Here is a 24,454-nt window from a genome sequence, read left to right on the forward strand (position 1 = left end):
TCTTCACCCATCTGTAATTAAAATAAATTAAGAATCACTAAGGCTAGTTCAAATGCATTTTACGCAATATATACTTTTGTTAGCATAATCCAAGAAAAAATATTCAAATCATCATATTCCACACAATGTATTATGATGAAAAAGTATGGAATTTATTGATATAGACACATAAAAGAATATGGAATATAAGAGAGGGGTAATACCTTCTTTTTTTATGGAATGAATTAATTATCTGATTTATAATACATTTTGTGTAGAATTATAATTTATTATTTGGAGGAAAAAATGAAACCAATAAAATTAAATAACTTTGAAGCATATACGCTAAAAGATGACTTTTACGGTGAAATTATTTCCTATATGTTAATTGCAGATTTCAGAAGAAAATGAACATTGGATGATTTTCCAGAATTAAAAAGAATAGAAGAGGAAGAAGAGTTTGAAAGAAGTAATTTTATTAAGGTAATATTTTTGCATAATTCACAAATTGAAAAAGATCTTGAGAATGAACTAGTAAGCATTGCAGGAGGATTTTTAGAAAATAAGGATGAGTGCCATTCAAATAAAACGCAATGATTTTATCATAGCGTTTTGTTATAACTATATCTAAGTGTAGTTATATTGTATTAAATCTTAATTTTAACAAGTATTTTCTCATATAGAAGTGCACCATTAATAAATTTATTTTGTTTATTAGAATTGACATACTCAAATTTTCGTATTATTATATCTTTAAGATATATAACTAAAAGATACATATCTTAAAGATATAATAATGGGGGATCAACTATGAAAAGACAAAATATTAGAAAATTGATTTTAACAAGTGAAATAAAGGGGAGGACATAAGTGAAAAAAACAAGGTATGTATTACTTGGACTTCTTCAGGAAGAAGAGCTAAGCGGATATGAAATGAAAAAAATTATAGATATACGAATGTCATTCTTCTGGCAGGAGAGCTTTGGGCAAATATATCCAGAACTTAGAAAGATGATAGAAGAAGGATTAATTGAGTTTTCTAACAACGAATCAAACGGAAAAATAAAACGTGAAAAAATAAGATATAAAGTGACTCCCGAAGGGGAAAAAGAGATAAGGCAATGGATGGAAGCAGATAATGAAAAAGACACTTCTAGAAGTGAATTCCTTTTAAAAATGTTTTTATCAAATGAGAAAAATGTGGAGGAAATGCGAAAACATATTATTCGGTTTAAAGAACAATCAGAACAAAAGTTGGAATTATTTAATTTGTTTGATGTGCAGTTAAATAGAGACATAGAAATACATAATAATCATAAGCATATACTTTATGTATTAAATCTAGGCATACGTCAGGCAAAGTTATATATTGATTGGAGTAAGGAAATCTTAGAACATTTGGAGAAGGGAGAATAATATGGATAAAGTAATGGAGATTTTACAAAATAACATAGGATTCTCATGGAAAGGGTTAATAGTCTTTATATTACCTATGCTACCGAATATTCTCTTTTTTATATTGAAGGATCCAAATGGTTCGACGGTAGTAACCAATAAACATCTCTTATTAGATATTATTGAGCATGGCAGTCAAACGATATTTTTTGCACTTTTGATATTTGGGGTCAGTAAGAAAGTTTCTCCAATATTATGTGGATATACAATTTTTATGTTAATAATATTATTATCATACTATGGATTTTGGATAGCATATTTTACAATAGGTACTAATTTTATTATGATTATATCAATAGCTGTTTTTCCTGTAATTTATTTCATTTTAGCAGAAATATGGCTTCACAATCTATTTGCTATTGTACCACTAACGATTTTTGGGATAGCACATACTATAATTACTTATATAGATTATTATTCATCATATTAATATAACAATAAAACCTCAGTTATTCAAATCATAGTTTATTATATTGTATACTTATAGATTTATAGTTTATGTGAAAATGATTTATTCAGTTTATATATTTGATTCGCAAAATAAATCTGTAGGTGGTTCAAAAGATATACAAATAACATTTACGGTTAAAAAGATAAATGGTACATTATGGAAAACGAAGAACCGGCCTAAATTTTAAAATAGGCCTTTGAATTTTAGCAAAACAACCGTACTTACCTTATTTGTGGATAACTTTTTTTATGGAATGAATTAATTATCTGATTTATAACCATTTTGTTATAACAGCACCAACCCCAATTAATATATATAATACCATCATATATACGATCAACATACCAGTTTCAATAGAATGAACACCCATTGAATATAGAATAAGTAAAATAGCCCCACTACCCAAAAGAACAACGTAAAGTACAATCATAAGATAACGTTTCAAAAGTAGCAGAGTTCGTTCATCAGCATCTGGAATATTACCATTTCTTTTTTTATTCCACTTATATAAAATCAAAGTTATGATATTTCCGAATGCTAACCCACCTATAATAGGCATAACATATTCAATAGGGTCTTCACCAAAAATATACATACCCCAAAAACCACCTATCATCATACATAACATGATAAACACCCAACCAAAGATTTGCAATTTTTTATTTTTCATAGTTATTCCCCCTTTGATTTTCCTAAATAAAATAATTCCTCAATTGGCACATCAAAATACTGTATTAATTTTAGTGCTAACTCCAAACTGGGATTATATTTATTTTTCTCAATTGCATTTATAGTTTGCCTCGTAACTTGTAAATCTTCTGCCATTTTAACTTGTGTTATCATCTTTTCTTGACGAATTTCACGAATATGATTTATCACCCTCATTTGTAGCCCTCCAATCAATAAGTAAAGATATCTTTACTTATATTATAAAGAAAATATTACTGAGTGTAAAGATATATTTACACTAAATATAATATACTATTACCTTGAATGATTTTTAAATAGCGTATGTTGTTTCAACATAGAATTATGGTTATAATAAAGAATATAGGAAGTAAAGATTATATGTACGTGTAGTGAAGAGTGAGGTGAAAGAAAAAGTGGGAATCGAAAATATAAGGAATTTTATAAATAGTTCATCGCTTGGTGTTTACGAAAAATACATTATAATTAGAGGGAATCATAAGTATTTGGTGAAGTCAGGAAGAGGATTTAATAAATGAAGACATGGATGATTTATTATTAGACGCGGACTATGCTAAATGTTTTGAAAGTAGCAATAAAAAACAATTAAGGCTAGTAGATAAACATAGTTTAAATATTGATATTGATTTTGAGCAAATAATAGATAAGTACAAAGAGTATTTTAGTGGAAAAAGAGTGGATTTTATTTTGTAATTGTTGAGAGAAAGAATAAAGGAGGTTAAAAGATGCTTCCCAAATCAGTAATTGAAACAGTAGATCTTATGAATAAAGATTATTTTTTAGGACAATTGTCCTATGACATAGTGTCAGAAGAATATAGTTTTAAGCGAAATAAAGAAATTAATGATTTAAAGTTATATCCAGCAGAATTTTATGGATTGTTTGAGCTTAAAGAAATAGAAGTACAAAGTGATGTTATTAGAGCATTTATAGTTAATAGGATAATACCATATAATCGGACGAACTTGAGTAAATATCTTAAATATTATGATATGGAATTTTGGGAGAATGGGAATTGTTTTTAAAAGCAAAGGGAATGTGTTTTTTGGATACTTTTTTGGTAAGAAGAAATAGTAAAGAAACTTATAAAAAATGTCATATTAAATTTACTAATTCAATTAGAGATGATTTATTAACAGAAGAATATTTTTTAAAAAATTAAGGTGGGTTCATATTTTTATATTGGTATATCGTGGTTCAAGTGGATTTAAATCTTCTTGTGCCTTTTTATTTTTTTGAATGTGCATTAGAGTATCCTTAAATCTAAATGTATCTCTATATCTTAAAAAAATGGTATAATTAGCATTATAAATATAAACTTAGGAGATTTACTATGAATAAAATTCTAATAATAGAAGATGATTTAAAACTTAAAAAGTATATGCAAGAATATTTAAATGCTTATGATTATGACGCCATTCTCTTAAATGACTTCGAAAATGTATTAGAAGATGTAAAGAGCATAGAACCTAATCTCATAATATTAGATATTAACCTTCCAACCTTTGATGGCTTTTACTTTTTAAAAATAATTAGAAATAAATCCAAGGTTCCAGTAATTATTGTTTCAGCTAGAAGCGAGGAGGGGGAACAAATTAGAGGAATGGAGCTAGGCGCAGATGATTATGTAACAAAGCCTTTTAGCATGGGGATATTACTGGCAAAGGTAAATGCTGTGCTGCGAAGATCAAATAATGTGGTTGCTACTGAAGGGTTTAATATTGGAGGATTAACCTTGAATAGTGATAGTATGAGGTTAAAGTTTGAAGAAAAGATAGTAGAACTTAGTAAAAATGAATACAAGCTACTAAAGTTATTTATGAGTAATGATGGAAAGGTTATAACTAGAGAAGAATTACTGGAAACCTTATGGGATGATACGGCTTTTATTGATGACAATACCTTAACGGTTAATATAACTAGAGTTAAAAAGAAACTTAAAGATTTGGAAGCTGAAAATTCAATTATTACAAAACGAGGAGTGGGCTATGTGTTTAACTAAATTAGTATTAATGGTTTTGAAAAAAGAAAAGACTGCCATAATAATGTATTTATTAAATACGATAGTTTTAATGAGTTTTTATTATTTGATATTTAATAGCAGAGAAGCCATATATCCTATAACTTTAAGTCTATTTTTCTTATTGATTTATATTATTTACAAAATCAGTGAGTACAACAATTTATATGAAAGACTTAATGAAGCTAAGAAAAGTCCAGGTTATAAAGAAAAATCCAATAATTACAAGGAAGTTTTTGGAGCTGTTAATGAAATACATGATACCTATATAAATAAGTTTTATAAGATGCAAAATAGGATAAAGGAAAGAGATACCCTTATGGCTCAATGGGTGCACAATATGAAAACATCTATAACAGTTATAGATTTGGCTTGTGAAAAAGGGTTAAAAGAGTTAGGTAGTAGTAATGTGATTGATGACATATTAGAAGAAAATAAGAAACTACAGGATAATTTAGAAGAAGCTCTTAATTTGTTTAGATTAGATGAATTTGCAAAAGATTATATTCCAGAGAAAGTTAACCTAAGGGAGTTAGTAGCTAGTGCTGTTAATAATAAAAAAAGAGAATTTATATATAGTAAGGTATTTCCAAGGGTTATTATAGATGAGTATTATTATATTTACACAGATAAAAAATGGTCAAAGTATATGCTGGAGCAGATAATAGCTAATGCTATAAAGTATTCAGAAAAAGAAGATAGCTATGTTACCTTTAGTTTAAAGAAAGAAGATAATTACATAACATTATATGTAGAAGACAAAGGGATAGGTATAAGGAAGGAAGATATATCGCGAGTATTTCAGGCTTTTTTTACTGGGAGTAATGGTAGAAATAATAAAAAGTCATCAGGGATTGGGCTATATATGGTTAAGTTGGTGGCTGATGAATTAGGTCATGAAATTCATATAAAGTCTAAGGTAGGTGAAGGAACTATAGTAGAAATCAGCTACCTTTCAAAATTGTAAGGTTAAGTAATGTTTTTCAATTAGAAAATTGTGACATTAGATTTATACTTAAGTTACAATAAAGGAGTGGATTTATATGGAAATATTACAAATTAAAAAGCTTACTAAAGTTTATAATGCTTTTAAAGACGCAAAGGAAGTTATAGCACTTAATGAGGTAAGTTTTAATGTGGACAAGGGTGAGTTTATAGGGATAATGGGACCTAGTGGAAGTGGAAAAAGTACACTATTAAATATATTATCTGGTATAGATAAAGCTACCTCAGGAGAAGTTCATATTAATGGACAGGATATTATTAAAATGAAAAAGGATGAGCTAGCTTTATTTAGAAGAAGGAAGGTAGGCTTTATATTTCAAGATTTTAATCTTTTAGATAGCTTAAATGTTAAAGAGAATATAGCTTTTCCTTTAATAATAGATAAAGTTAATCCTAGAGAAATAGATCGGAAAGCTAAAGATATTATGAAGTACCTAGATATAGAAGAGCTACAAAACAAGTACCCTTATAATATATCGGGTGGAGAAAAACAAAGAACAGCAGCTGCTAGAGCACTCATATGTGAACCTTCAGTTATATTTGCTGATGAACCAACAGGTAATTTGGATTCAAAGTCTTCGAAAAGTATAATGACAACTTTTAAAAATATGAATGAGGAGAAAAGCGCTACAGTAATTATGGTAACTCATGATGCCTTCGCAGCATCTTTCTGTAAAAGAATAATTTTCATAAAGGATGGGGCCATAAAATTAGAATTAATATCAGATGGTGACAGAAACAAGTTCTTTGATAAAATACTAGAAGCACAAAGTGTTATAGGAGGAGAGAAATAATGACTTTTACTTCTATAATAATAAAGAACATTAAGTTTAATTTTAAGAAATATATAGCTTATTTCATAGCTAATAGCTTTATTATAGCTGTTTTATTGATGTATGGCAGTCTAATATTTAGTAAGGAATTTACAATGGCTTCTGATGCTGATGCTTTTAAAGGGAACTTTATACCTATGTTGGTGTTAATGATTGCATTTTCAATTGTATTTATTTCCTATACAACTATATCCTTTATAAGATATAGGGGAAAAGAATTTGGAGTATATTTGACGTTAGGGGTTACTACTAAGGATTTAAGGAAGATATTATTTATTGAAAATATTTTAATACTGTCTGCTTCTTTGGTAACAGGTATGATAGTCGGAACCTTGTTTTCTAGACTATTTTATATGATAATAGGTAAAATACTTTGGATTGATAATTTTAGACCTAGTCTAAATATAAAGACCTACTCTATGTGTTTAGTTATAGCCATAATTATTTTCTTGGTAAATTCAATATTTCAAGTGATATTTGTAAGAAAGCTATCCATAATAGAACTTATAAAATCCTCTTCTAGGGCAGAGGTAGGTAAGGGTAATTTTATAATTGGAACAATAGCTTTGATAGCGTTAATAACCGCATTGTGTCTTTTTCCTAAAATAGTTAAACAAGAAATATTTATAGGAAGTGAAAGCGCATTACTCATAATTATTATAACAACAATAATAGCACCTTATTTTATAATAAGTTCACTAATATCTATGGTAAATAGAGTGCTTGTGAATTTTAAAAAGACATATAATAATAATCTTTTGGTATTATCCAGTGTGCAGCATAAGTTTATATCTTATAAAAGCGTTATTTACTTAGTTCTGATATTGGCAGCAGCAGCTATTACTTTTATAAGCATGACATATAGTATGTATGGCACAATAGAAAAAAACATAAACATTATGTATCCTTATGATTTTGGCTTTATAGAAAATACAAAGCTTAATAAAATATCAGACCAGGAGCTTAAAAACATAGTAAAAGCGAGTGGTGGGGAAATAAAACAGCATAAACTTTTGGAAAACATAGATATTATGGAGTATAGATCTTATGAAGGGAAGGTTATGACCTATGGAAATATTGCTCTTATAAGTGAAGGTAATTATAATAATCATATGGGTACAAATATTATTGTAAATAATGGAGAACTAGTACAGGTACTTAACTCCCCTACAGATAGTAAATATAAGGATAGTGACGTAATTATTAATTTAAATGATTCCTCTAAACAACAAAAACAAATTGCAAATCTTAAAGAAGATAAGAATGCACGGATTGTGGATTTTTTAGCTACTATGAATAAGGATAGCTATATATATGTTGAAAAAAGTAAAAAGAAATATATAGAAGGCCTATATACTAATGAATTTTACTCATTAGATTATTCAAGGGGAACAGCTCTTATAATTAATGATGATGATTATAAAAGAATAAAAGGTAAGTTAGGGCAGAAGGTTGTTTCTTGTGACCATTTAATTAAGTTAAAGGACCCTAAGGATTATAAAAGCTTTAATAGTATTTTAAGTGAATTAAAGAAGTTAAATCGCGGAGATGAGTCTTTAAAACCAGAATTTAAACAACGAATTTTAGAGAAAAGCATAAAAGAAAATGGCTTTATTCTTTTCTCAAGTTTATTTTTAGGAATGATGCTTTTAATATCCAGTGGAGTGGTATTATATTTTAAGGTATTAACTGGTGTTGATGAGGAAAAGGAAAGGGTGAAAAAAATGGTTCAATTAGGCATGACAGATAGGGAGGTATCAAAGGTTTTAACAAAAGAGCTTACAATAATCTTTTTTACTCCAGTAATTTTGGCTGTTAGTTTAATAACATATTTTTTCTCTGTAATATATGGAGTTGTACCAAATGGAGAGTATATGTTTAATAAATCACTTTGCGTGTTTGCAGCTTATATAGTTTTGCAAATGGTAGCTTTCTTTATTACAAGGGGGAGGTACATTAGGGAAGTAGTTGGATAGTATTATTTTCTTTATCTGTCATTCATCTTAGACACATATTAGGATAACGGTATATATGGTATATTAAAATAACAATTCAAAAGGGAAGCCATTTGAACTGCCCCCTGTCAAGTAGACAGTGGAAATAATTAAAGATTTTATGTAAGGCGTCTATCATTTGGTAGGCGCTTTATTTATGCTGCATTACCTAATAGATATCGCTGATATTCCATTGGTGTCATGCACTTTAAACGTTTTTGATAACGTCTATTATTATAATATTCTATATAGTCTTCAATCGATTTCTTTAAGCTTTCATAGTCTTCAAATTTATGAAGATAATACATTTCTGTTTTTAAGATTCCCCAAAATCCTTCCATTGGACCATTATCAATACAATGCCCAACCCTCGACATGCTCTGTATCATTCCAGCTTTTTTTAGTTTTTCTTTAAATATTTTTGAAGTATACTGGAAACCTCGGTCACTATGAAATATTGGTTTAGCATCAGGGTATACTTTAACAGCAAGATTAAAGGTTTGATAAACCAATTGGTTATTATTAGAATGACCAATGACATATGAAACAATACTTCTATCACCTAAATCAAATATTGCACTTAGATAAGCCTTTTGTCCACTTCTCCCATATTTAAACTCGGTTACATCTGTAAGCCATTTTTTATTGACTTGTTCTGCTTTAAAATTTCTATCCAAAATATTTTCTGCAGTAACTTCAGGAGTTGACTTAATATAATTATATCTTTTTTTTCTGCATACGGATTTTAATCCTAATATCTGCATCAGACGATAAATTCGTTTATAATTAACTTTTTTATTATATTCTCTACGGATTTTAATCGTCATCTGGCGATAGCCTAAGATACCGTCTTTTTCCTCATATAACTCACAAATAAGCTTTAATAATTCTTCGTTTTTCAATACTCGGTTACTTTTTTCTCTGTGTAGCCATTTATAATATGCAGAATGGCTAACGCCGCCTATAATGCACAACTCAGTTATAGGAAATTTATCTTTGTTAGATAATTCTTGGATTGCAAGATAAGTATCTTCGTATCTAGCTTCGCTTAATATCGCCTTCTTTCTATCTCTTGGATTTTTTTTAGAAGAGCATTCTCCATCCGTAATCTTCTATTTTGTGCTTCTAAAAGCTTGTATTGAGCTTTTAGCTTTTCATCTTCTGTCATTAACTCTTCAGCCTTTGGCTTTCCACGTCGGTCCAAAAGCCCTTCAATACCAAACTGATTATACTTCTTCATCCAGGTATAAATCTGAGGATAAGATACCTTATATTTTTCAACAGTTTTATTATAACTGTTATTGTTTTCAATACAGTACTTTATGATTTCAATGCGTTCAATATAAGAAGTTTTGCGTCCTTTGGTCATGATTATTTTTCCTCCTGTTCCAGAAGATTTTATGTTTTCATGACCATTATACTTCTTTATCCAATTGCATAAAACTGTATTTGACGAAATATGATACTTAATGCATAAATCATTCAGTGAGCCATGCCCATCAAGATATTCTTTTACAATGTTAATCTTGATTTTGGCAGTATAAGAAGTATTTTTGCTAGAATGTTTTAACCCAGCTTCACCTTCTGATTTATATCGTATTACCCATTTTTGAAAAGAACTCTTATGTACTTGAAGTTTGTTGCATAAACTTAACATACTAGCTTTTCCATTTAAATATGATGTTACAGCCTTAATTTTTTGTTGGTCTGATATAGTTGATTTTCTTCCCATAAAAAAATAGCCCTCCTTATAGTAAACAGTTTTATTATTTTAACTGTCTACCATAAGGGGAGCATATCAATTTTATTTGGGACTTCCCTTAATTTATATATTAATATTATCATTTATTTTTTAATTTTTTTCATTAGCTCAATATACAATTTTGGGTCTGCTTCTGATTTGTAAACAAATACCTTCCACTTACCATTTTCGTTTAAAAGCCCTATATATCCTTTTGCTGTATCAGTTCGTTCAGCCTTCCCATTAGTAGAAATAAACTTCAATTTAGCTTCATAATAATATCCAGCTTTATCTTCTTTCTCACCATACAAATTTTTATCTAAGATAAAGTCTGTAACATGTAAAGTATAATTATTGTCATTACAGAACTTTGTAGCCACAATATTGTAATGTCCCGCAATAGTTTCATACCCCTTTGCTGTCATTAAAGGTAGTAAATTTTTATCAAGGGACTGTATAATTTTGATATATTCCTGTGTATGTGGTATAACTCCATCAGTATTTGTGGGATTTCCACTTGCTATATCCATTTTTTTACCTTCCCTAAGAAGTTTCTTATACTCAGCAACTTTTTCTGTATTTACCGTGTAGAGATTTCTTCCAAGTTCTTGAGCAACTTTTTGTGCATTGTTTTCATCTGAACTTTTACATCCAGTAAAAGCTATAGTTATTAAAAATAGTAGACTGAATAATTTCATTATTTTTTTCAGGATTATTCCCCCTTTATTATATATAAATTGCTTACCGTTAAGCTTGCCATAATAAAATCTGCGGAATACTTTATATAGTCTTATTATATCCGAATATTCAGAAAATGTTAATTATCAACATTAAATTTAAACATAGCCTTTTTTATAGTTGAGAGTTGATAATTGAGGTTGAGTTTTCATTTGGAAATTCTTATTTTATGTTTAATTAAGATGCGTTACGAAAAACATATGTTTGAGCGACAGCGAGTTTATGTTTTTTAGCAAATTAATTAAAAATAAAATTAGTAGTTCTTAGCGAAGTGAATGCATTAATAGTAATGTATACTTTTTTACTTTTTATTTTAAGTCTTTTACGGCTTTGTCGCTAAAGGAATTGTTGACGATTTTATTAAAAGATGGTCTTTGGGGAATTAACGCTGCGTTATAAGATTGTATTATATCCATAAGCTTTGTTAAGTCATCTGATTTTAATATTGGGTTCGGCGCAAAAGCATTTATATCTCTATAGTTTTTAATGGATGAAGTAAGAACAGCCTCATCTGCGCCAGGGAAATAAGATTTAATTGAAGTCATTACTTCTTTATCGGAATGACTACTTACCCATTTTTGACCTTTATATATTGCATTAGTGAATTTTTGAACCATTTCTGGATTTTTTTCTATATAAGATTTTGTGGAAAAAAAACATGTATAAGGTATGGTTCCAGCGGACGCTCCGATGGAGGCTACAATATGTCCAGAATTATCTTTTTTCATCATACTAGCACTAGGTTCAAAAAGAGTAACATAATTACCTGCTCCGCCCTTGAAAGCACCGGACGTAGCTGTGAAAGCGAGGTTTGTAACAAGATTTATATCAATAACTGGTTTAATACCATGATTTTTTAAGACATACTCAAAAGCCATTTCAGGTACGCCGCCAGGTCTTCCTCCTATTACAGTTTTACCCTTTAAGGATTCCCATTTGAAATTCGCTTCAGCATTTCTGCCTACTAAGAAAGATCCATCTTTTTGTGTTAATTGTGCAAAAATAACAGGATAGTCTTCTCGGTGTTGATTATAGATGTAAATAACTTGCTCAGGTCCACAGAAACCTATATCTACAGATTTGCTTAATACCTGCTGCATAGTTTTGTCCGCTCCCTGCCCAGTTGAAAGGTTGATTTCAATACCCTCTTCTTTAAAGAAGCCTTGAGAAATAGCTGCATACATAGGGGCATAGAAAATAGAACGAACTACTTCACTTAATTTTACTTTTACTAAAGCATCACTAGGTTTCTTTTTACAGCCGGAAAATAAGGTGGTTATCAAGGCGAAAGAAAGAAACAGGGAAAAAATCGAAATTTTTTTAAGCTTCATAGATACCTCCATATTATATAGTTGCTATAATTATATAATATGAAAGAGCGTGTAGATGTGACATTTTAAATTCAAAAATGAAATACCTTGACATATGTAAATTAAGAGGTATACAATAAATGAAAGACAAGTGAATAATAATTGAACAACTAGATAATAATTTCATAAAACATTCAAAAGCGTAGATGAAGAGGAGTAGGGGAAAATAATATTAAGAGAGGAAGATCCAGAGGCTGTAAGATCTTCTATATGAAAAACCTTGAAGGTAGCTTCGGAGCTTCTTTGCCAATTCATGTAATTATGAGTAGATGGCAAAGACGGTTTTCTTAATCGTTAAATTTTAAAGAGCCTGCAAAATTGTAGGAAAAAAGGTGGTACCGCGAGCTTTTCGTCCTTTTATAGACGAAGGCTCTTTTTTTATTGTTTGAAATTTATTGCTAAAATAAATTGACATACTAATTATTGTTTAGGAGGAGTTAATAATGGAAGAAAATAATAATATTGCTAAGAATTATGATCCAAAAGAGTTTGAAGAACGACTTTACGCATGGTGGGAAGAAAAAGGATTTTTTACTCCAACCGTTGATAAAGATAAAAAACCATTTACAATAGTAATGCCCCCACCAAACATTACAGGAAAATTACATTTAGGGCATGCTCTTGATAATACTCTTCAAGATATTCTAATAAGAACTAAAAGAATGCAAGGGTACAATACCTTGTGGCTTCCTGGTGAGGACCATGCTAGTATTGCAACAGAAGTAAAGGTTGAAAATGAACTTTTAAAAAAAGGGCTTAAGAAAAAAGAAATGGGAAGAGAAGCCTTCCTTGAAAAAGTTTGGGAGTGGACTAATGAATATAGAGAAAAAATAAGAGGACAAATAAAGAAAATGGGATGTTCTGTTGATTTTACTAGGGAAAGCTTTACCATGGATGAAAACTTAAACCATGCAGTAAGAGAAGTTTTCGTTAAATTATATAAGGATGGACTAATATACCAAGGCAATAGGATAACAAATTGGTGCCCAAAATGCATGACGGCAATTTCAGATGCTGAAATAGAGTTTGAAGAACAAGAGGGGCACTTCTGGCATGTTAAATATCCAATAATAGGTAGCGATGAGTTTTTAGAAATAGCTACCACGAGGCCGGAAACTATGCTTGGAGATACGGCGGTAGCTGTAAATCCTAAAGATCCACGGTATACACATTTAGTAGGAAAAAAAATAATGCTACCTCTAGTAAATAGAGAAATACCAATAATTGCAGATGATTATGTTGATATAGAGTTTGGAACAGGCGCAGTTAAAATTACTCCAGCACATGATCCTAATGATTACCAAGTAGGAAAAAGACATAATCTTCCAGAAGTAGTGGTTTTGGATGAAAATGCAGCTATATGCGAGGGTTATGGAAAATATTCAGGTCTTGATAAATATGACGCAAGAAAGGTCATGGTAGAAGATTTACATAATGCAGGACTACTTGTTAAAATAAAAGACCACGCTCATAATGTAGGTACTCATGATAGGTGTAAAACCACTGTAGAACCAATGTTATCAAAACAATGGTATGTTAAAATGAAATCACTTGCAAAACCAGCTATAGAGGCTGTACGGGAAAATAAAACTAAATTTGTTCCTGAAAGATTTGAAAAAACATACTTCAATTGGATGGAGAATATTCAAGATTGGTGTATATCAAGACAGTTATGGTGGGGACATAGAATACCAGTATGGTATTGCAAAGATTGTGGGGAAATTATAGTTACAGTTAATGCGCCAACAAGTTGCAGTAAATGTAATAGTACAAATCTTAATCAAGATAAAGATGTGCTTGATACTTGGTTTAGTTCAGCATTGTGGCCTTTCTCAACACTTGGCTTTCCAAATAACACAGAGGATTTAAAACAGTTCTATCCAACAAGTGTTTTAGTAACTGGATATGATATTATATTCTTCTGGGTAGCAAGAATGATTTTTTCAGGGATTTATAATTTAGGGGAAGTGCCATTTGAAACAGTAGTAATACATGGAATGGTTAGAGATGATCAAGGAAGAAAAATGTCTAAGTCTCTGGGAAATGGTATTGATCCATTAGACGTAATAGACCAATATGGTTCAGATGCGTTAAGGTTTTCGCTCGCAACAGGAAACTCTCCAGGCAGTGATATAAGGTTCTATGAGTCAAGAGTTGAAGCAGCTAGAAACTTTGCTAATAAAATTTGGAATGCTTCTAGATTTGTTATGATGAACAATAATTGCGAATTAATGGAGAAATATAAAGATAATAAAAATTACACTGTTGCAGACAAATGGATATTATCAAGAATGAACACTGTAATAAAAGAAGTTACAGAAAATATTGAGAAATATGAAATAGGGATAGCACTTCAAAAGACTCATGATTTCATGTGGACAGAATTCTGTGATTGGTATATTGAACTTGTTAAACCAGTATTATACGCAGAAGATGGAGAGGCTAAAGGCATCGCATTAAATGTATTAAACAATGTATTAAAAACTGGGCTTAAATTACTTCATCCTGTTATGCCATTTATAACAGAAGAAATTTATACTCACTTAGATAATGAGTATGAATCTATAACGATTTCTAAGTGGCCAGAGTATGACGATGCTCTTAAAGATGAAAAAGCGCAGGAAAATATGAATTATATCATAGAAGCGATAAAAGACGTAAGAAATGCTAGATCGGATATGAATGTAGCACCTTCAAGAAAAGCTAAAGTATTTATATATGCTACAGAGGCAAAAGAAGCATTTGAGGAAGGGATGGTTTATTTTCAAAAACTTGCATCAGCTAGTGAGGTTAAGTTTCTAGCTACAAAAGCCGAAGCACCAGAAAATGTAGTTACAGTAGTAACTAAGGGCGCGCAGGTATATATGCCGTTACTTGAGCTTGTAGACTTAGAAAAAGAATTAGAAAGATTAAATAAAGAAAAAGAAAAACTAAAAAAAGAAATAGATAGAGTAGAGAAAAAGCTTTGTAATGAAAGATTCACAGCTAAAGCTCCAATTGAAGTGGTTGATGAGGAAAAAGCTAAGGGCGAAAAATATAAAGAAATGTATGATTTAGTAATTAAAAGTATAGAAAACTTGAAATAATCTTTAATAAAAAGCAAGATAAACTATAGAATAGACACTTGAAAAGTCTATTCTATAGTTTTTTTTTGTTTTTACCATACAAATAAAAAGTTGGAATATTGAAAAAAATGAATGGTGTGAGTTCAGCATACCAATAATTATGCAAGGTGTATTGATAAAGAACAGGAGAAAAGATTCTCTAATTTGATCTACTATAAGATAAGTGAAAAAAGGTGAATCTAATTTAGAGGTGGCCAACTATTAAAATAAATGAAACATATAAAAATATATTTCATTAGTTTAATTCTATTATTAATTCCTTTTTCATAAATAGAAATATAGATTACTATGAATTTATTTTCATAATGAAACCTGTTATATATACTAATGTATTTTACAAAACATACAAAATATATAAAAAACACGAAGGAATCACAAATAAAATATGGATAATATATGGATTTACTTACAAAAAATACATTGACTTCTGGAAAAATATTATTATACTTAAAATAAGATTAAAGGGGAGGACCTACGATAGTGCAAAATAATACTGTGAATATTTTTCATATCAGCATTTATAAAGGTTAAGATGGCTATGAAATATGAAGGAATATAAAAGATATATGAATAATATATTTAATTATTTTATTGTTGTAAAATGGACATGTTAAAAAAAATCGGATAAATCAAATGATTTGATAACGGAATAGTTACATGAAAATATTTTAAAATGAAATATTTATCCGGAGCAACTTCAATAGTATAAGTAATTCGAATCTTTCAACAACGAGATAATCTTGTATTCTTAAAATTAATAAAGGTAAGATAATAAGCTATAATTCAAAAAACAAGATTAGTGTTTATATAAGGGGGAAGAAAAGTACCAATATTATAAGATGGGGGGGCAAAAGATGTTAAATTTCTTTGTTAAAAGACTATTTTCAACTGTGATTACAATCTTCGTCGTTATCACAATAACTTTTTTCTTAATGCGATTAATGCCTGGCGGACCATTTTCTGGTGAAAAAAAGCTTAATCCACAGGTTTTAGAGAATTTGAACAAGAAATTTGGTTTGGACAAACCTGTATTTAAACAATACACTATGTATCTAAAAAATCTTTCGCATGGGGACCTAGGTCCTTCAATGACATATGAAGGAAGAACAGTTAATGAAATTATAGGATATTCTCTTCCGGTTTCTGCTAGATTAGGTGTGGTTTCTGTAGGGTTTGCTATGGTATTAGGTGTATATCTAGGAATAGTTGCAGCCCTCCATCAAGGAAAATGGCCGGATAAATTATGTATGTTTATTTCAACCATTGGAATTACGGTACCAAGTTTTGTAATTGCGACACTAATGATTTATGTATTCGCAATAAGGATGGGTATATTTCATGCCATAGGGCTTGAATCTCCTATGGATTATGTTCTTCCGTCAATTGCTCTTGGAGCATCTTCGATGGCCTTTGTTGCAAGACTTGGAAGGTCGGCTTTACTTGATGTTATAAGGACGGATTATATTAGAGTTGCAAGGGCTAAGGGACTTTCTAAAAATGCAGTTATATATAAACATGCTTTAAGAAACTCATTAATTCCTATTGTAACTTATATTGGACCACTTCTTGCTGCTGTTTTAACTGGTAGCTTTGTAATTGAAGGGCTGTTTGGTATCCCAGGTATGGGCCGAGAATTCATTACAAGCATAACAAACAGAGATTACACCGTGATAATAGGTTTTGTAACTTTAGATGCTACCTTCTTAGTACTTTCTAATTTTGTTGTTGATATACTTTACGCAGTAATTGACCCAAGAATAAAAATTGAATAATAGGGGGTGCATAAACATGGAGATAAATAGTGAGTTATTTGAAAAAATACCAAATGACAAGAAAAAAATGAATGAGATAGTTAGACCAAGTGAAACTTATCTACAGGATGCTTGGAGAAGATTAAAACAAAACAAGCTTGCGATGGGAGGATTAGTTTTTGTTATATTAATAACTATACTTGCTATAGTTGGCCCAATGTTATCAAAGTATAATTATTATTCTCAGAATTTTAGAATTGCAAACCAAAACCCTAGTGCGACTCATTGGCTCGGTACTGATAAGTTTGGTCGCGACCAATTTGTAAGAATATTATATGGAGCAAGAATTTCACTTATCATTGCATATGTTGCAAGTATATTAAATCTTGTTGTAGGAATTTTGTATGGTAGTATTGCAGGATATGCAGGTGGTATTGTTGATAATTTAATGATGAGGATTGTTGATGTAATTTGGTCAGTACCTAGTATGATTTATGTTATTCTCTTGATGGTTATACTTACTAAACCAAATCATCCATCAGCCGATGGGGGTATGTTAAATATTATAATTGCAATGGCAATATCCTTTTGGGTGGTAATGGCAAGAATAGTTCGTTCGCAAGTTATGGCACTAAAGGAACAGGAATTTGTCCTTGCTGCAAAGGTTTCAGGTGCGTCTAGCATGAGAATAATACTAAAACATCTTATTCCAAATAGTATGGGACCGATAATAGTAACAATGACAATGTCTGTACCGGGTGCTATTTTTACAGAAGCTTTTCTTAGTTTTATAGGACTTGGAATTTCTGCACCTCAAGCATCATGGGGAAGCCTTGCGTCAGAAGCATTAGATGGATACCAACTTTACCCATTACAATTGTTTTTCCCGGCGATGGCAATATGTTTAACAATACTTGCATTTAATTTCCTTGGTGACGGCTTAAGAGATGCTCTAGATCCAAAGATGAGAAAATAAGTAAGGGGGGAATTATGGAAAAATTACTTGAAATAAATAATTTAAAAACATCTTTTTTTACACATGTAGGAGAGGTGCAGGCTGTAGGTGGAGTATCCTTTTACTTAAATAAAGGTGAGGCTCTTGGAATAGTTGGAGAATCCGGAAGTGGAAAAAGCGTTACTATGATGTCACTTATGAGACTACTTGCTGATACAGGGAAAATAATAGATGGTGAAATGCTATTCCAAGGAAAAGATTTAGCAAAGATTTCCGAGAAAGAAATGGAAAAAATAAGAGGAAATGAAATTGGAATGATATTTCAGGACCCCATGACTTCCCTAAATCCTGTATTCAACATAGGTAATCAAATAATGGAACCATTACTTAAACATAGAGGATTAAGTAAGCAAGAAGCTTTTGATAAGTCAGTGAAAATGCTTTCATTAGTTGGAATCCCAAGTCCTGAAAAAAGAATGAAACAATACCCTCATGAATTTTCTGGTGGTATGAGACAACGTGCAATGATTGCTATGGCATTATGTTGTGAACCAAAATTGTTAATTGCAGATGAACCTACAACAGCCCTAGATGTTACTATACAGGCACAAATTCTTGAACTTATGAAGGATATTAAAGAAAAATTAAACACTTCTATTATTCTTATAACGCATGATTTAGGCGTGGTTGCAGATGTTTGCGACAGAATAAATGTTATGTACGGTGGATTAATTGCAGAGACGGGGTCTACTAAGGACTTATTTTATAATCCAAGGCATCCATATACTTGGGGGCTTTTAAATAGTATTCCAAATCCCCAAAGTACCATAAGGGAAAAACTGAAACCAATAGAGGGTCAACCGCCAGATTTGTTAAAACCTCCTGTGGGATGTCCATTTGCAGCTAGATGTAATTATTCTATGAAGATTTGTGAAAAGCAAAGACCGCCATTATTTCAAATTAGTCCTGAGCATAATGCAGCTTGCTTTCTAAATCACCCTAGTGCACCTAAGGTAAAAGCACCTGTTGGAAGGGGGAGTTTATAATGAGTGTTGAAAAAGTATTAGTTGAAATAAAAGATTTGAAAAAATATTTTCCTGTTAAAAAGGGATTGTTTGGTACAGCTCATAGTTATGTAAAAGCAGTAGATGGTATTTCTTTTACGATCAATAAAGGTGAGACTTTAGGGCTTGTGGGAGAATCAGGCTGTGGTAAAACAACCTGTGGAAGAACAATAATAAAGCTATATGAACCAACTGGTGGACAAATAATATACGATGGACATGATTTATCAAAGTTAAGTCAAAAGCAGATGCTTCCTTATAGAAAAAAAATTCAAATGATATTCCAAGACCCCTATGCTTCGTTAAATTCAAGAATGACTGTTGGCGACATAGTTGGTGAATCAATTGACATTCATGGTGTTTATAAAGGTAAGGATAGAATGGCAAGAATTCAAGAACTGTTAACAACGGTGGGATTAAACAGTGAACATTCTAGCAGATATCCACATGAATTTTCTGGCGGTCAAAGACAAAGAATTGGTATAGCTAGGTCTCTAGCAGTGCAACCAGAATTTATAATTTGTGATGAACCTATATCTGCACTTGATGTTTCCATACAAGCACAGATTATAAATATGCTCGAAGAGTTGCAAGAAAATATGGGATTAACATATCTTTTTATAGCTCATGATTTATCAATGGTTAAGCATATATCAAATAGAATTGGAGTTATGTATTTAGGTAAAATGGTTGAAATAGGTAAAAGTGATGAGGTATATAGCCTCCCAATGCATCCATATACTCAGGCGCTACTTTCGGCTATTCCAATACCGGACCCTGAAGGTGCAGCACTAAGAAAGAGGATTATGCTTGAGGGAGAAATACCATCACCTATAGATCCTCCACCGGGATGTAGATTTAAAGGTAGATGTAAATATGCTAAGGCAATATGTTCAGAGGTAGACCCAGAGCTTAAAAATTTAGGGGCAGACCACTTTGTGGCTTGTCATTTATTTTAAATGGTATAAAAATTTTGTTTAGCGAATATATTATTGAGTATAATTCGATGCTTTGCAACGAATAGTTATATATATAACAGGGGGGAATAATAAAAATGAATAAATCAACAAAGATTAGTGCAACTTTGCTTGCGGTAACCTTAGGGGTATCATTGCTATCGGGCTGTGGCACTAAAGCGGCACCAGAGGCTAATGGCAAGGTGCCGCAGGTAATAACTTTCAATTTAGGTGCAGAACCTAAGACTATCGATCCAGCATTAAGTCAGGCAAGTGACAGTGCAGATGTTATCGGAAATGCTTTTGAGGGTTTGATGAGATTGGATGATAAAGATAAACCAATTCCAGGTATGGCTGACAGGTATGAAATGTCAAAAGATGGTTTGACTTATACGTTTCATATTAGAAGTGGCGCTCAATGGTCAGATGGCAAACCAGTTGTTGCTGGTGATTTCGAATATGCGTGGAAAAGAGTTTTAAAGCCTGCAACTGCTTCTGTATATTCTTATCAACTTTTTTACTTGAAGAATGCCCAAGGGTATAATGAAAGCGAACTTGCAGCTGACAAGAAAACAGCTGGTGTAAAATCAGCAACTGTTGATGAAGTCGGAGTTAAGGCTAAAGATGATTCAACTCTTGTAGTTACCCTCGAAAACCCAACTGCTTACTTCTTATCACTTATGGCTTTCGAAACATATATGCCGATTAGAAAAGATGTAGCAGATAAAGATGCTTCTTGGGCAACCAAACCTGCAACTTATATTACTAATGGTGCATTTAAAATGAAAGAATGGAAACCTAAGGATGTTTTGACTTTTGTAAAAAACGACAAATATTGGGATGTTAAAAATATTAAACTTGATACTCTTAACTATAAAATGTTAGAGGATCAAACAGCAGCACTTTCAGCATATAAAGCCGGTCAAATGGATCTCATTAAAGACCCACCACAATCAGAAATTCCTGCGCTTGTAGCAGATGGTAGTTGCAAAATCACTCCTAATTATGCAACTTACTACTATGTGCTAAATCTTACAGCAGAGGCGGTTAAGATAAATCCAGAGGCTGCTAAGGCTATACAAAACCCTAAAGTAAGAAAAGCATTATCGCTTGCCCTTAACAGAAAAGACATAGTTGATAACGTTAGTAAAGGTGGGCAAACCCCAGCAACGTCATTTGTTCCAAAAGGGAGTCTAGAACCAAATGGTAAGGATTTTGCAAATAAAGCTTACTACCCAGCGGAGGGAGATATAGCTCAAGCTAAAAAATTACTAGCTGAAGCAGGGTATCCCGATGGAAAAGGATTCCCTAAAATAACTTTACTCTATAACACCCTTGCGGGACACCAAAATATAGCTGCTGCAGTTCAAGATATGTGGAAAACAAATCTTGGAGTAAATATAGAACTTAAGAACCAAGAATGGAAGGTATTCATACAAACAAGAAATACTAAGCAATATATTCTTGCAAGAAATGGCTGGAATGCAGACTACACAGATCCAATGACATTCCTTGATTTATTTACAACAAGTTCAGGAAATAATGACGCTGGATACAGTAATCCAGCATATGATGCAAAAATAATAGCTGCAAAAAAGGAATTAGATCCAGCTAAGAGAATGGCTATTTTGCATGAAGCAGAAGACATTATTATGAACAATGATGTTGTAATTCCTATTTATGGGTATACAAATACAATGGTTTCAAAACCAAATATTATGGGAGTTCGTACATCAGCTTTAGGAAAACATTGGTTCCAAAAAGCCTACGTAACTGCTGCTAAATAACATAAAATAGCAAAATAATAAAATGCCCTATAGAATAGATAAAAGTCTATGCTGTAGGGCATTTTTATGAAAATAAAAGAGGTGGGTTAACAGATCTAATGGGGGAATAGATGTTAACCGTCTCTAATGTTTTCTCAGGTATTAGTAGGCAGTATCTATACATAAAATAATTCCTAAAAAGAATTACTTAGAATATTTTATTTGAGTAATGATTAAAGTGTTACAAATTTTTTAGATTTTTTATAAAAAAGGTTGTTAACTGCCACTAAGTTGGTATAAAATTTAACCGGACATAGTTATTTATTTTGAAAGGAAGGATAAGCATGAATTATGATGAATCTATAGCTTACATAAAAAATACAGCAAAGTTTGGTAGCAAACTTGGGCTTGAGAGAACTGAAAAAATATTAGAACTTTTAGGAAACCCGCATAAAAAATTAAAGTGTATACATATTGCAGGAACTAATGGGAAAGGTTCAACTACTGCTATGGTTACTACGATTTTGGTCGAAGCTGGATATAAAGTAGGCTCATATACTTCGCCATTTATTGAAGAGTTTGAAGAAAGAATGCAAATAAATAATAAAAACATCTCTAAAGGAGATTTAAGTGATGTTGTAACAGAGGTTTCTAAAGCGGTAGAAAAGGTAGTGGAACTAGGATATAGTAATCCAACAGAGTTTGAAATCATTACCTGCGCGGGTTTTTTATATTTTTATAAAAACAATATAGATTTTGCAGTGGTTGAAGTAGGGATAGGTGGAAGGCTTGACTCAACAAATGTAATTACACCTATTTTAAGTATTATTGCATCTATTAGTTTGGACCATACGCTAATACTCGGAGATACTATCGCTAAAATTGCTTGTGAAAAAGCAGGTATTATTAAAGAGGGGATTCCCGTAGTTATGTTTCCGCAACAAAAACAAAGCGAAGAAGTAATAGAAAGAATATGTAGAGAAAAAAAATGCAAATTAATAAAAGTATCACAGGATTCAGCGGTATATTTAGGGAAGGGAAATTTACAATATAGTGCAGTGGATTCAATGGAAGAAACAATGTGTGCTAGTAATAATGCTATAACTCAAAAATTGAAAGTGCAAACTTCAAATAATGATTATACTATTGATTTATCACTTTTAGGAAAACATCAATTACTAAACTGTTCTGTAGCGGTTCATGCTATAGAGGAGCTTATAGAGCAAGGCGCAATGATTAATAGAGATCATATAATAACAGGGCTTGGGAGTGTAGTGTGGCCAGCAAGGCTTGAGGTGATGCATAAAAAGCCTTTAGTAGTTATAGATGGTGCACACAATATAGATGGTATAGAAAAACTTACGCAGAGTATTGATATGTACTTTAACTACAAAAAAATCATATTAATTTTAGGAATCCTTGCGGATAAGCAAGTGGAAGAGATGATAAAAACTATAGTTCCAAAGGTGAGTAGAGTTATTACTGTTACCCCCCATAGCGATAGGGCAGAACTCTGCGAAGAATTAAAAATCCAAGTAGAAAAATATACTATGAGTTGCGAGGCAATTGAAGATTATGAGGATGCATATAAAAAAGCTTTGAGCTACTGCGATGAAGATGATTTACTGTTAGTGTCAGGTTCTTTATACATGGTGGGAGATATGAGAAAAATAATACGAAATGTTCATAGCCATTAATAGTAATAAAAATAAATTGACACATATTACTAGATAATATGTGTCAATTTATTTTTATTATATAGGAAACAGCTTGCGGAAAATATTAAATTCAAAACATATGTACCGCATATGCAGCCTACCGGCTAAAAGACTTTTGGTGGGGATTAAAGAAAATTATTATTTTCTTTATCAGAAATTAATCTTAAATACATCTTAGGGCACTTCGTCTGTCACAAAATATCCTCAGAATCTTTGGTTTGTTATTTTCTTTAAGTTCCCTTAGTGTAAATATGATATAGTATGAAGTTTCTCCGGAAGTGGCACCAAATAAGAAGAGCAGAAACATTGAAATTCCATTTAAAATTCTTCTTTTGCAAATATAAAATTCTCGTGAGACTGACTGGAAGGAAGGCTAGCGAACCGGCGCACGCCGAATGTGAGTGTTAGAGAATTTTATATTTGCAAAAGATTAGAATTTCTTAATGGAATTTCACGTTTCAAACTCTTATTTGGTGCCACGCAGGGGAAACTTCATACGAATCGTATTCTTATTTGGTTAAGCTTTTGCAACTAATTCTTCCAGTGCCAAAGCTAATTGGTCTGGGCAAGAAGTGCTTTTACCACCACAGTTAATACCCTTAAGTTTTTTTATAACTTCGGAAACTTCCATACCTTTTACTAAGGTTGAAATTCCACTTAAATTTCCAGCGCATCCTCCTGTGAAAACAACATTTGTTATTTTATCGTCAACGACTTCAAAAGTTATTTTTTTTGAACAAACGCCTTTTGGATCATAACTATACATAATTTACTCCTCCGTCCTTTGTAATATTAATAATTACAATAGTTATTATATACTATTAA

24 protein-coding genes and 1 other annotated feature are annotated in these 24,454 nt (G+C 31.3%); of the genes, 17 read left to right on the forward strand and 7 right to left on the reverse strand.

Features of this window, described 5'->3' with window-relative positions:
* Positions 1-393 precede the first annotated feature (393 nt).
* The 3 genes from ACWJJ2_RS18360 (at position 394) to ACWJJ2_RS18370 (ending at position 1,864) form a co-directional block, all read left to right on the forward strand.
* Complete coding sequence (locus ACWJJ2_RS18360; RefSeq protein ID WP_216302018.1) at positions 394-576, forward strand: hypothetical protein; 183 nt, start codon at positions 394-396, stop codon at positions 574-576.
* A 273-nt stretch (positions 577-849) separates the two neighbouring features.
* On the forward strand, positions 850-1,395 hold the full coding sequence (locus ACWJJ2_RS18365) for a PadR family transcriptional regulator (RefSeq protein WP_216302019.1): 546 nt from the start codon (positions 850-852) through the stop codon (positions 1,393-1,395).
* 1 nt (position 1,396) lies between these two features.
* Positions 1,397-1,864: a hypothetical protein gene (locus ACWJJ2_RS18370; protein ID WP_462953648.1), complete on the forward strand. Its 468-nt coding sequence runs from the start codon at positions 1,397-1,399 to the stop codon at positions 1,862-1,864.
* Positions 1,865-2,156: 292 nt separating this feature from the next.
* On the opposite strand, the gene ACWJJ2_RS18375 is transcribed toward ACWJJ2_RS18370, so the two are convergent.
* Positions 2,157-2,555 carry a hypothetical protein gene (locus tag ACWJJ2_RS18375; protein WP_216302021.1) on the reverse strand — a complete coding sequence of 133 codons (399 nt, stop codon included), beginning with the start codon at positions 2,553-2,555 and terminating at the stop codon, positions 2,157-2,159.
* A 2-nt stretch (positions 2,556-2,557) separates the two neighbouring features.
* The gene (locus ACWJJ2_RS18380; protein WP_216302022.1) at positions 2,558-2,770 is read right to left on the reverse strand and encodes a helix-turn-helix transcriptional regulator; all 213 of its coding nucleotides are present in this window, start codon (positions 2,768-2,770) and stop codon (positions 2,558-2,560) included.
* A gap of 345 nt (positions 2,771-3,115) precedes the next feature.
* Here ACWJJ2_RS18380 and ACWJJ2_RS18385 point away from each other — a divergent pair, with 345 nt between their 5' ends.
* From ACWJJ2_RS18385 to ACWJJ2_RS18415, 7 genes are all read left to right on the forward strand, one after another.
* Positions 3,116-3,286 carry a hypothetical protein gene (locus ACWJJ2_RS18385; RefSeq protein WP_216302023.1) on the forward strand — a complete coding sequence of 57 codons (171 nt, stop codon included), beginning with the start codon at positions 3,116-3,118 and terminating at the stop codon, positions 3,284-3,286.
* A gap of 32 nt (positions 3,287-3,318) precedes the next feature.
* A complete protein-coding gene (locus tag ACWJJ2_RS18390; RefSeq protein WP_462953649.1) occupies positions 3,319-3,618 on the forward strand; it encodes a hypothetical protein in 300 nt (99 codons plus the stop codon).
* On the forward strand, positions 3,609-3,755 hold the full coding sequence (locus ACWJJ2_RS18395) for a hypothetical protein (protein ID WP_253198089.1): 147 nt from the start codon (positions 3,609-3,611) through the stop codon (positions 3,753-3,755). Before ACWJJ2_RS18390 ends, ACWJJ2_RS18395 begins: the two co-directional genes overlap by 10 nt.
* Positions 3,756-3,926: 171 nt before the next feature.
* On the forward strand, positions 3,927-4,595 hold the full coding sequence (locus ACWJJ2_RS18400) for a response regulator transcription factor (RefSeq protein ID WP_216302024.1): 669 nt from the start codon (positions 3,927-3,929) through the stop codon (positions 4,593-4,595).
* Entirely contained in the window at positions 4,582-5,580 is a 999-nt protein-coding gene (locus ACWJJ2_RS18405) for a sensor histidine kinase (RefSeq protein ID WP_462953650.1), read from the forward strand. The genes ACWJJ2_RS18400 and ACWJJ2_RS18405 overlap by 14 nt, the downstream gene beginning before the upstream one ends.
* Before the next feature lie 76 nt (positions 5,581-5,656).
* Positions 5,657-6,412, forward strand: a complete 756-nt coding sequence (locus tag ACWJJ2_RS18410) for an ABC transporter ATP-binding protein (protein WP_216302026.1) — start codon at positions 5,657-5,659, stop codon at positions 6,410-6,412.
* Positions 6,412-8,427: an FtsX-like permease family protein gene (locus ACWJJ2_RS18415; protein WP_462953651.1), complete on the forward strand. Its 2,016-nt coding sequence runs from the start codon at positions 6,412-6,414 to the stop codon at positions 8,425-8,427. The genes ACWJJ2_RS18410 and ACWJJ2_RS18415 overlap by 1 nt, the downstream gene beginning before the upstream one ends.
* A 173-nt stretch (positions 8,428-8,600) precedes the next feature.
* Here ACWJJ2_RS18415 and ACWJJ2_RS18420 read toward each other — a convergent pair whose 3' ends face one another.
* The 4 genes from ACWJJ2_RS18420 to ACWJJ2_RS18435 all read right to left on the reverse strand — a co-directional run bounded on the left by ACWJJ2_RS18420 (position 8,601) and on the right by ACWJJ2_RS18435 (position 12,255).
* Positions 8,601-9,419, reverse strand: a complete 819-nt coding sequence (locus ACWJJ2_RS18420; protein ID WP_253198320.1) for an IS3 family transposase — start codon at positions 9,417-9,419, stop codon at positions 8,601-8,603.
* A gap of 74 nt (positions 9,420-9,493) precedes the next feature.
* A complete protein-coding gene (locus ACWJJ2_RS18425) occupies positions 9,494-10,177 on the reverse strand; it encodes a helix-turn-helix domain-containing protein (protein ID WP_258280590.1) in 684 nt (227 codons plus the stop codon).
* A 113-nt stretch (positions 10,178-10,290) separates the two neighbouring features.
* Entirely contained in the window at positions 10,291-10,884 is a 594-nt protein-coding gene (locus ACWJJ2_RS18430; protein WP_216303288.1) for a hypothetical protein, read from the reverse strand.
* Between the two features lie 348 nt (positions 10,885-11,232).
* Positions 11,233-12,255 carry an ABC transporter substrate-binding protein gene (locus ACWJJ2_RS18435; protein ID WP_462953652.1) on the reverse strand — a complete coding sequence of 341 codons (1,023 nt, stop codon included), beginning with the start codon at positions 12,253-12,255 and terminating at the stop codon, positions 11,233-11,235.
* A 173-nt stretch (positions 12,256-12,428) separates the two neighbouring features.
* Positions 12,429-12,654 (forward strand) — a binding site (T-box leader).
* A gap of 83 nt (positions 12,655-12,737) precedes the next feature.
* On the opposite strand from ACWJJ2_RS18435, the gene ACWJJ2_RS18440 reads away from it, so the two are divergent.
* From ACWJJ2_RS18440 to ACWJJ2_RS18470, 7 genes are all read left to right on the forward strand, one after another.
* Positions 12,738-15,380, forward strand: coding sequence for a valine--tRNA ligase (locus ACWJJ2_RS18440; RefSeq protein ID WP_462953653.1), 2,643 nt, complete (start codon positions 12,738-12,740; stop codon positions 15,378-15,380).
* Positions 15,381-16,273: 893 nt separating this feature from the next.
* Positions 16,274-17,191, forward strand: a complete 918-nt coding sequence (locus ACWJJ2_RS18445; RefSeq protein WP_216303284.1) for an ABC transporter permease — start codon at positions 16,274-16,276, stop codon at positions 17,189-17,191.
* A gap of 16 nt (positions 17,192-17,207) precedes the next feature.
* Positions 17,208-18,146 carry an ABC transporter permease gene (locus tag ACWJJ2_RS18450; RefSeq protein WP_165413896.1) on the forward strand — a complete coding sequence of 313 codons (939 nt, stop codon included), beginning with the start codon at positions 17,208-17,210 and terminating at the stop codon, positions 18,144-18,146.
* Between the two features lie 14 nt (positions 18,147-18,160).
* On the forward strand, positions 18,161-19,171 hold the full coding sequence (locus ACWJJ2_RS18455; protein ID WP_216303283.1) for an ABC transporter ATP-binding protein: 1,011 nt from the start codon (positions 18,161-18,163) through the stop codon (positions 19,169-19,171).
* Positions 19,171-20,148 carry an ABC transporter ATP-binding protein gene (locus ACWJJ2_RS18460; protein WP_216303282.1) on the forward strand — a complete coding sequence of 326 codons (978 nt, stop codon included), beginning with the start codon at positions 19,171-19,173 and terminating at the stop codon, positions 20,146-20,148. The genes ACWJJ2_RS18455 and ACWJJ2_RS18460 overlap by 1 nt, the downstream gene beginning before the upstream one ends.
* Positions 20,149-20,237: 89 nt before the next feature.
* Positions 20,238-21,932: a peptide ABC transporter substrate-binding protein gene (locus ACWJJ2_RS18465; RefSeq protein WP_216303292.1), complete on the forward strand. Its 1,695-nt coding sequence runs from the start codon at positions 20,238-20,240 to the stop codon at positions 21,930-21,932.
* Positions 21,933-22,255: 323 nt separating this feature from the next.
* Complete coding sequence (locus ACWJJ2_RS18470) at positions 22,256-23,608, forward strand: bifunctional folylpolyglutamate synthase/dihydrofolate synthase (RefSeq protein ID WP_462953654.1); 1,353 nt, start codon at positions 22,256-22,258, stop codon at positions 23,606-23,608.
* A gap of 538 nt (positions 23,609-24,146) precedes the next feature.
* Here the strand turns inward: ACWJJ2_RS18470 and ACWJJ2_RS18475 are convergent.
* Positions 24,147-24,395 carry a TIGR03905 family TSCPD domain-containing protein gene (locus ACWJJ2_RS18475; protein WP_216303280.1) on the reverse strand — a complete coding sequence of 83 codons (249 nt, stop codon included), beginning with the start codon at positions 24,393-24,395 and terminating at the stop codon, positions 24,147-24,149.
* Between the last annotated feature and the right edge of the window lie 59 nt (positions 24,396-24,454).

The organism is Clostridium sp. CM039 (assembly GCF_055081075.1).

Excerpts from the sequence above, each read along its gene's own strand:
- ACWJJ2_RS18370 (WP_462953648.1), top strand. The coding sequence starts at position 1,397 with ATGGATAAAGTAATGGAGATTTTACAAAATAACATAGGATTCTCATGG.
- ACWJJ2_RS18375 (WP_216302021.1), bottom strand. The coding sequence starts at position 2,555 with ATGAAAAATAAAAAATTGCAAATCTTTGGTTGGGTGTTTATCATGTTA.
- ACWJJ2_RS18380 (WP_216302022.1), bottom strand. The coding sequence starts at position 2,770 with ATGAGGGTGATAAATCATATTCGTGAAATTCGTCAAGAAAAGATGATA.
- ACWJJ2_RS18385 (WP_216302023.1), top strand. The coding sequence starts at position 3,116 with ATGGATGATTTATTATTAGACGCGGACTATGCTAAATGTTTTGAAAGT.
- ACWJJ2_RS18390 (WP_462953649.1), top strand. The coding sequence starts at position 3,319 with ATGCTTCCCAAATCAGTAATTGAAACAGTAGATCTTATGAATAAAGAT.
- ACWJJ2_RS18400 (WP_216302024.1), top strand. The coding sequence starts at position 3,927 with ATGAATAAAATTCTAATAATAGAAGATGATTTAAAACTTAAAAAGTAT.
- ACWJJ2_RS18405 (WP_462953650.1), top strand. The coding sequence starts at position 4,582 with ATGTGTTTAACTAAATTAGTATTAATGGTTTTGAAAAAAGAAAAGACT.
- ACWJJ2_RS18410 (WP_216302026.1), top strand. The coding sequence starts at position 5,657 with ATGGAAATATTACAAATTAAAAAGCTTACTAAAGTTTATAATGCTTTT.
- ACWJJ2_RS18415 (WP_462953651.1), top strand. The coding sequence starts at position 6,412 with ATGACTTTTACTTCTATAATAATAAAGAACATTAAGTTTAATTTTAAG.
- ACWJJ2_RS18425 (WP_258280590.1), bottom strand. The coding sequence starts at position 10,177 with ATGGGAAGAAAATCAACTATATCAGACCAACAAAAAATTAAGGCTGTA.
- ACWJJ2_RS18430 (WP_216303288.1), bottom strand. The coding sequence starts at position 10,884 with ATGAAATTATTCAGTCTACTATTTTTAATAACTATAGCTTTTACTGGA.
- ACWJJ2_RS18435 (WP_462953652.1), bottom strand. The coding sequence starts at position 12,255 with ATGAAGCTTAAAAAAATTTCGATTTTTTCCCTGTTTCTTTCTTTCGCC.
- ACWJJ2_RS18440 (WP_462953653.1), top strand. The coding sequence starts at position 12,738 with ATGGAAGAAAATAATAATATTGCTAAGAATTATGATCCAAAAGAGTTT.
- ACWJJ2_RS18445 (WP_216303284.1), top strand. The coding sequence starts at position 16,274 with ATGTTAAATTTCTTTGTTAAAAGACTATTTTCAACTGTGATTACAATC.
- ACWJJ2_RS18450 (WP_165413896.1), top strand. The coding sequence starts at position 17,208 with ATGGAGATAAATAGTGAGTTATTTGAAAAAATACCAAATGACAAGAAA.
- ACWJJ2_RS18455 (WP_216303283.1), top strand. The coding sequence starts at position 18,161 with ATGGAAAAATTACTTGAAATAAATAATTTAAAAACATCTTTTTTTACA.
- ACWJJ2_RS18460 (WP_216303282.1), top strand. The coding sequence starts at position 19,171 with ATGAGTGTTGAAAAAGTATTAGTTGAAATAAAAGATTTGAAAAAATAT.
- ACWJJ2_RS18470 (WP_462953654.1), top strand. The coding sequence starts at position 22,256 with ATGAATTATGATGAATCTATAGCTTACATAAAAAATACAGCAAAGTTT.
- ACWJJ2_RS18475 (WP_216303280.1), bottom strand. The coding sequence starts at position 24,395 with ATGTATAGTTATGATCCAAAAGGCGTTTGTTCAAAAAAAATAACTTTT.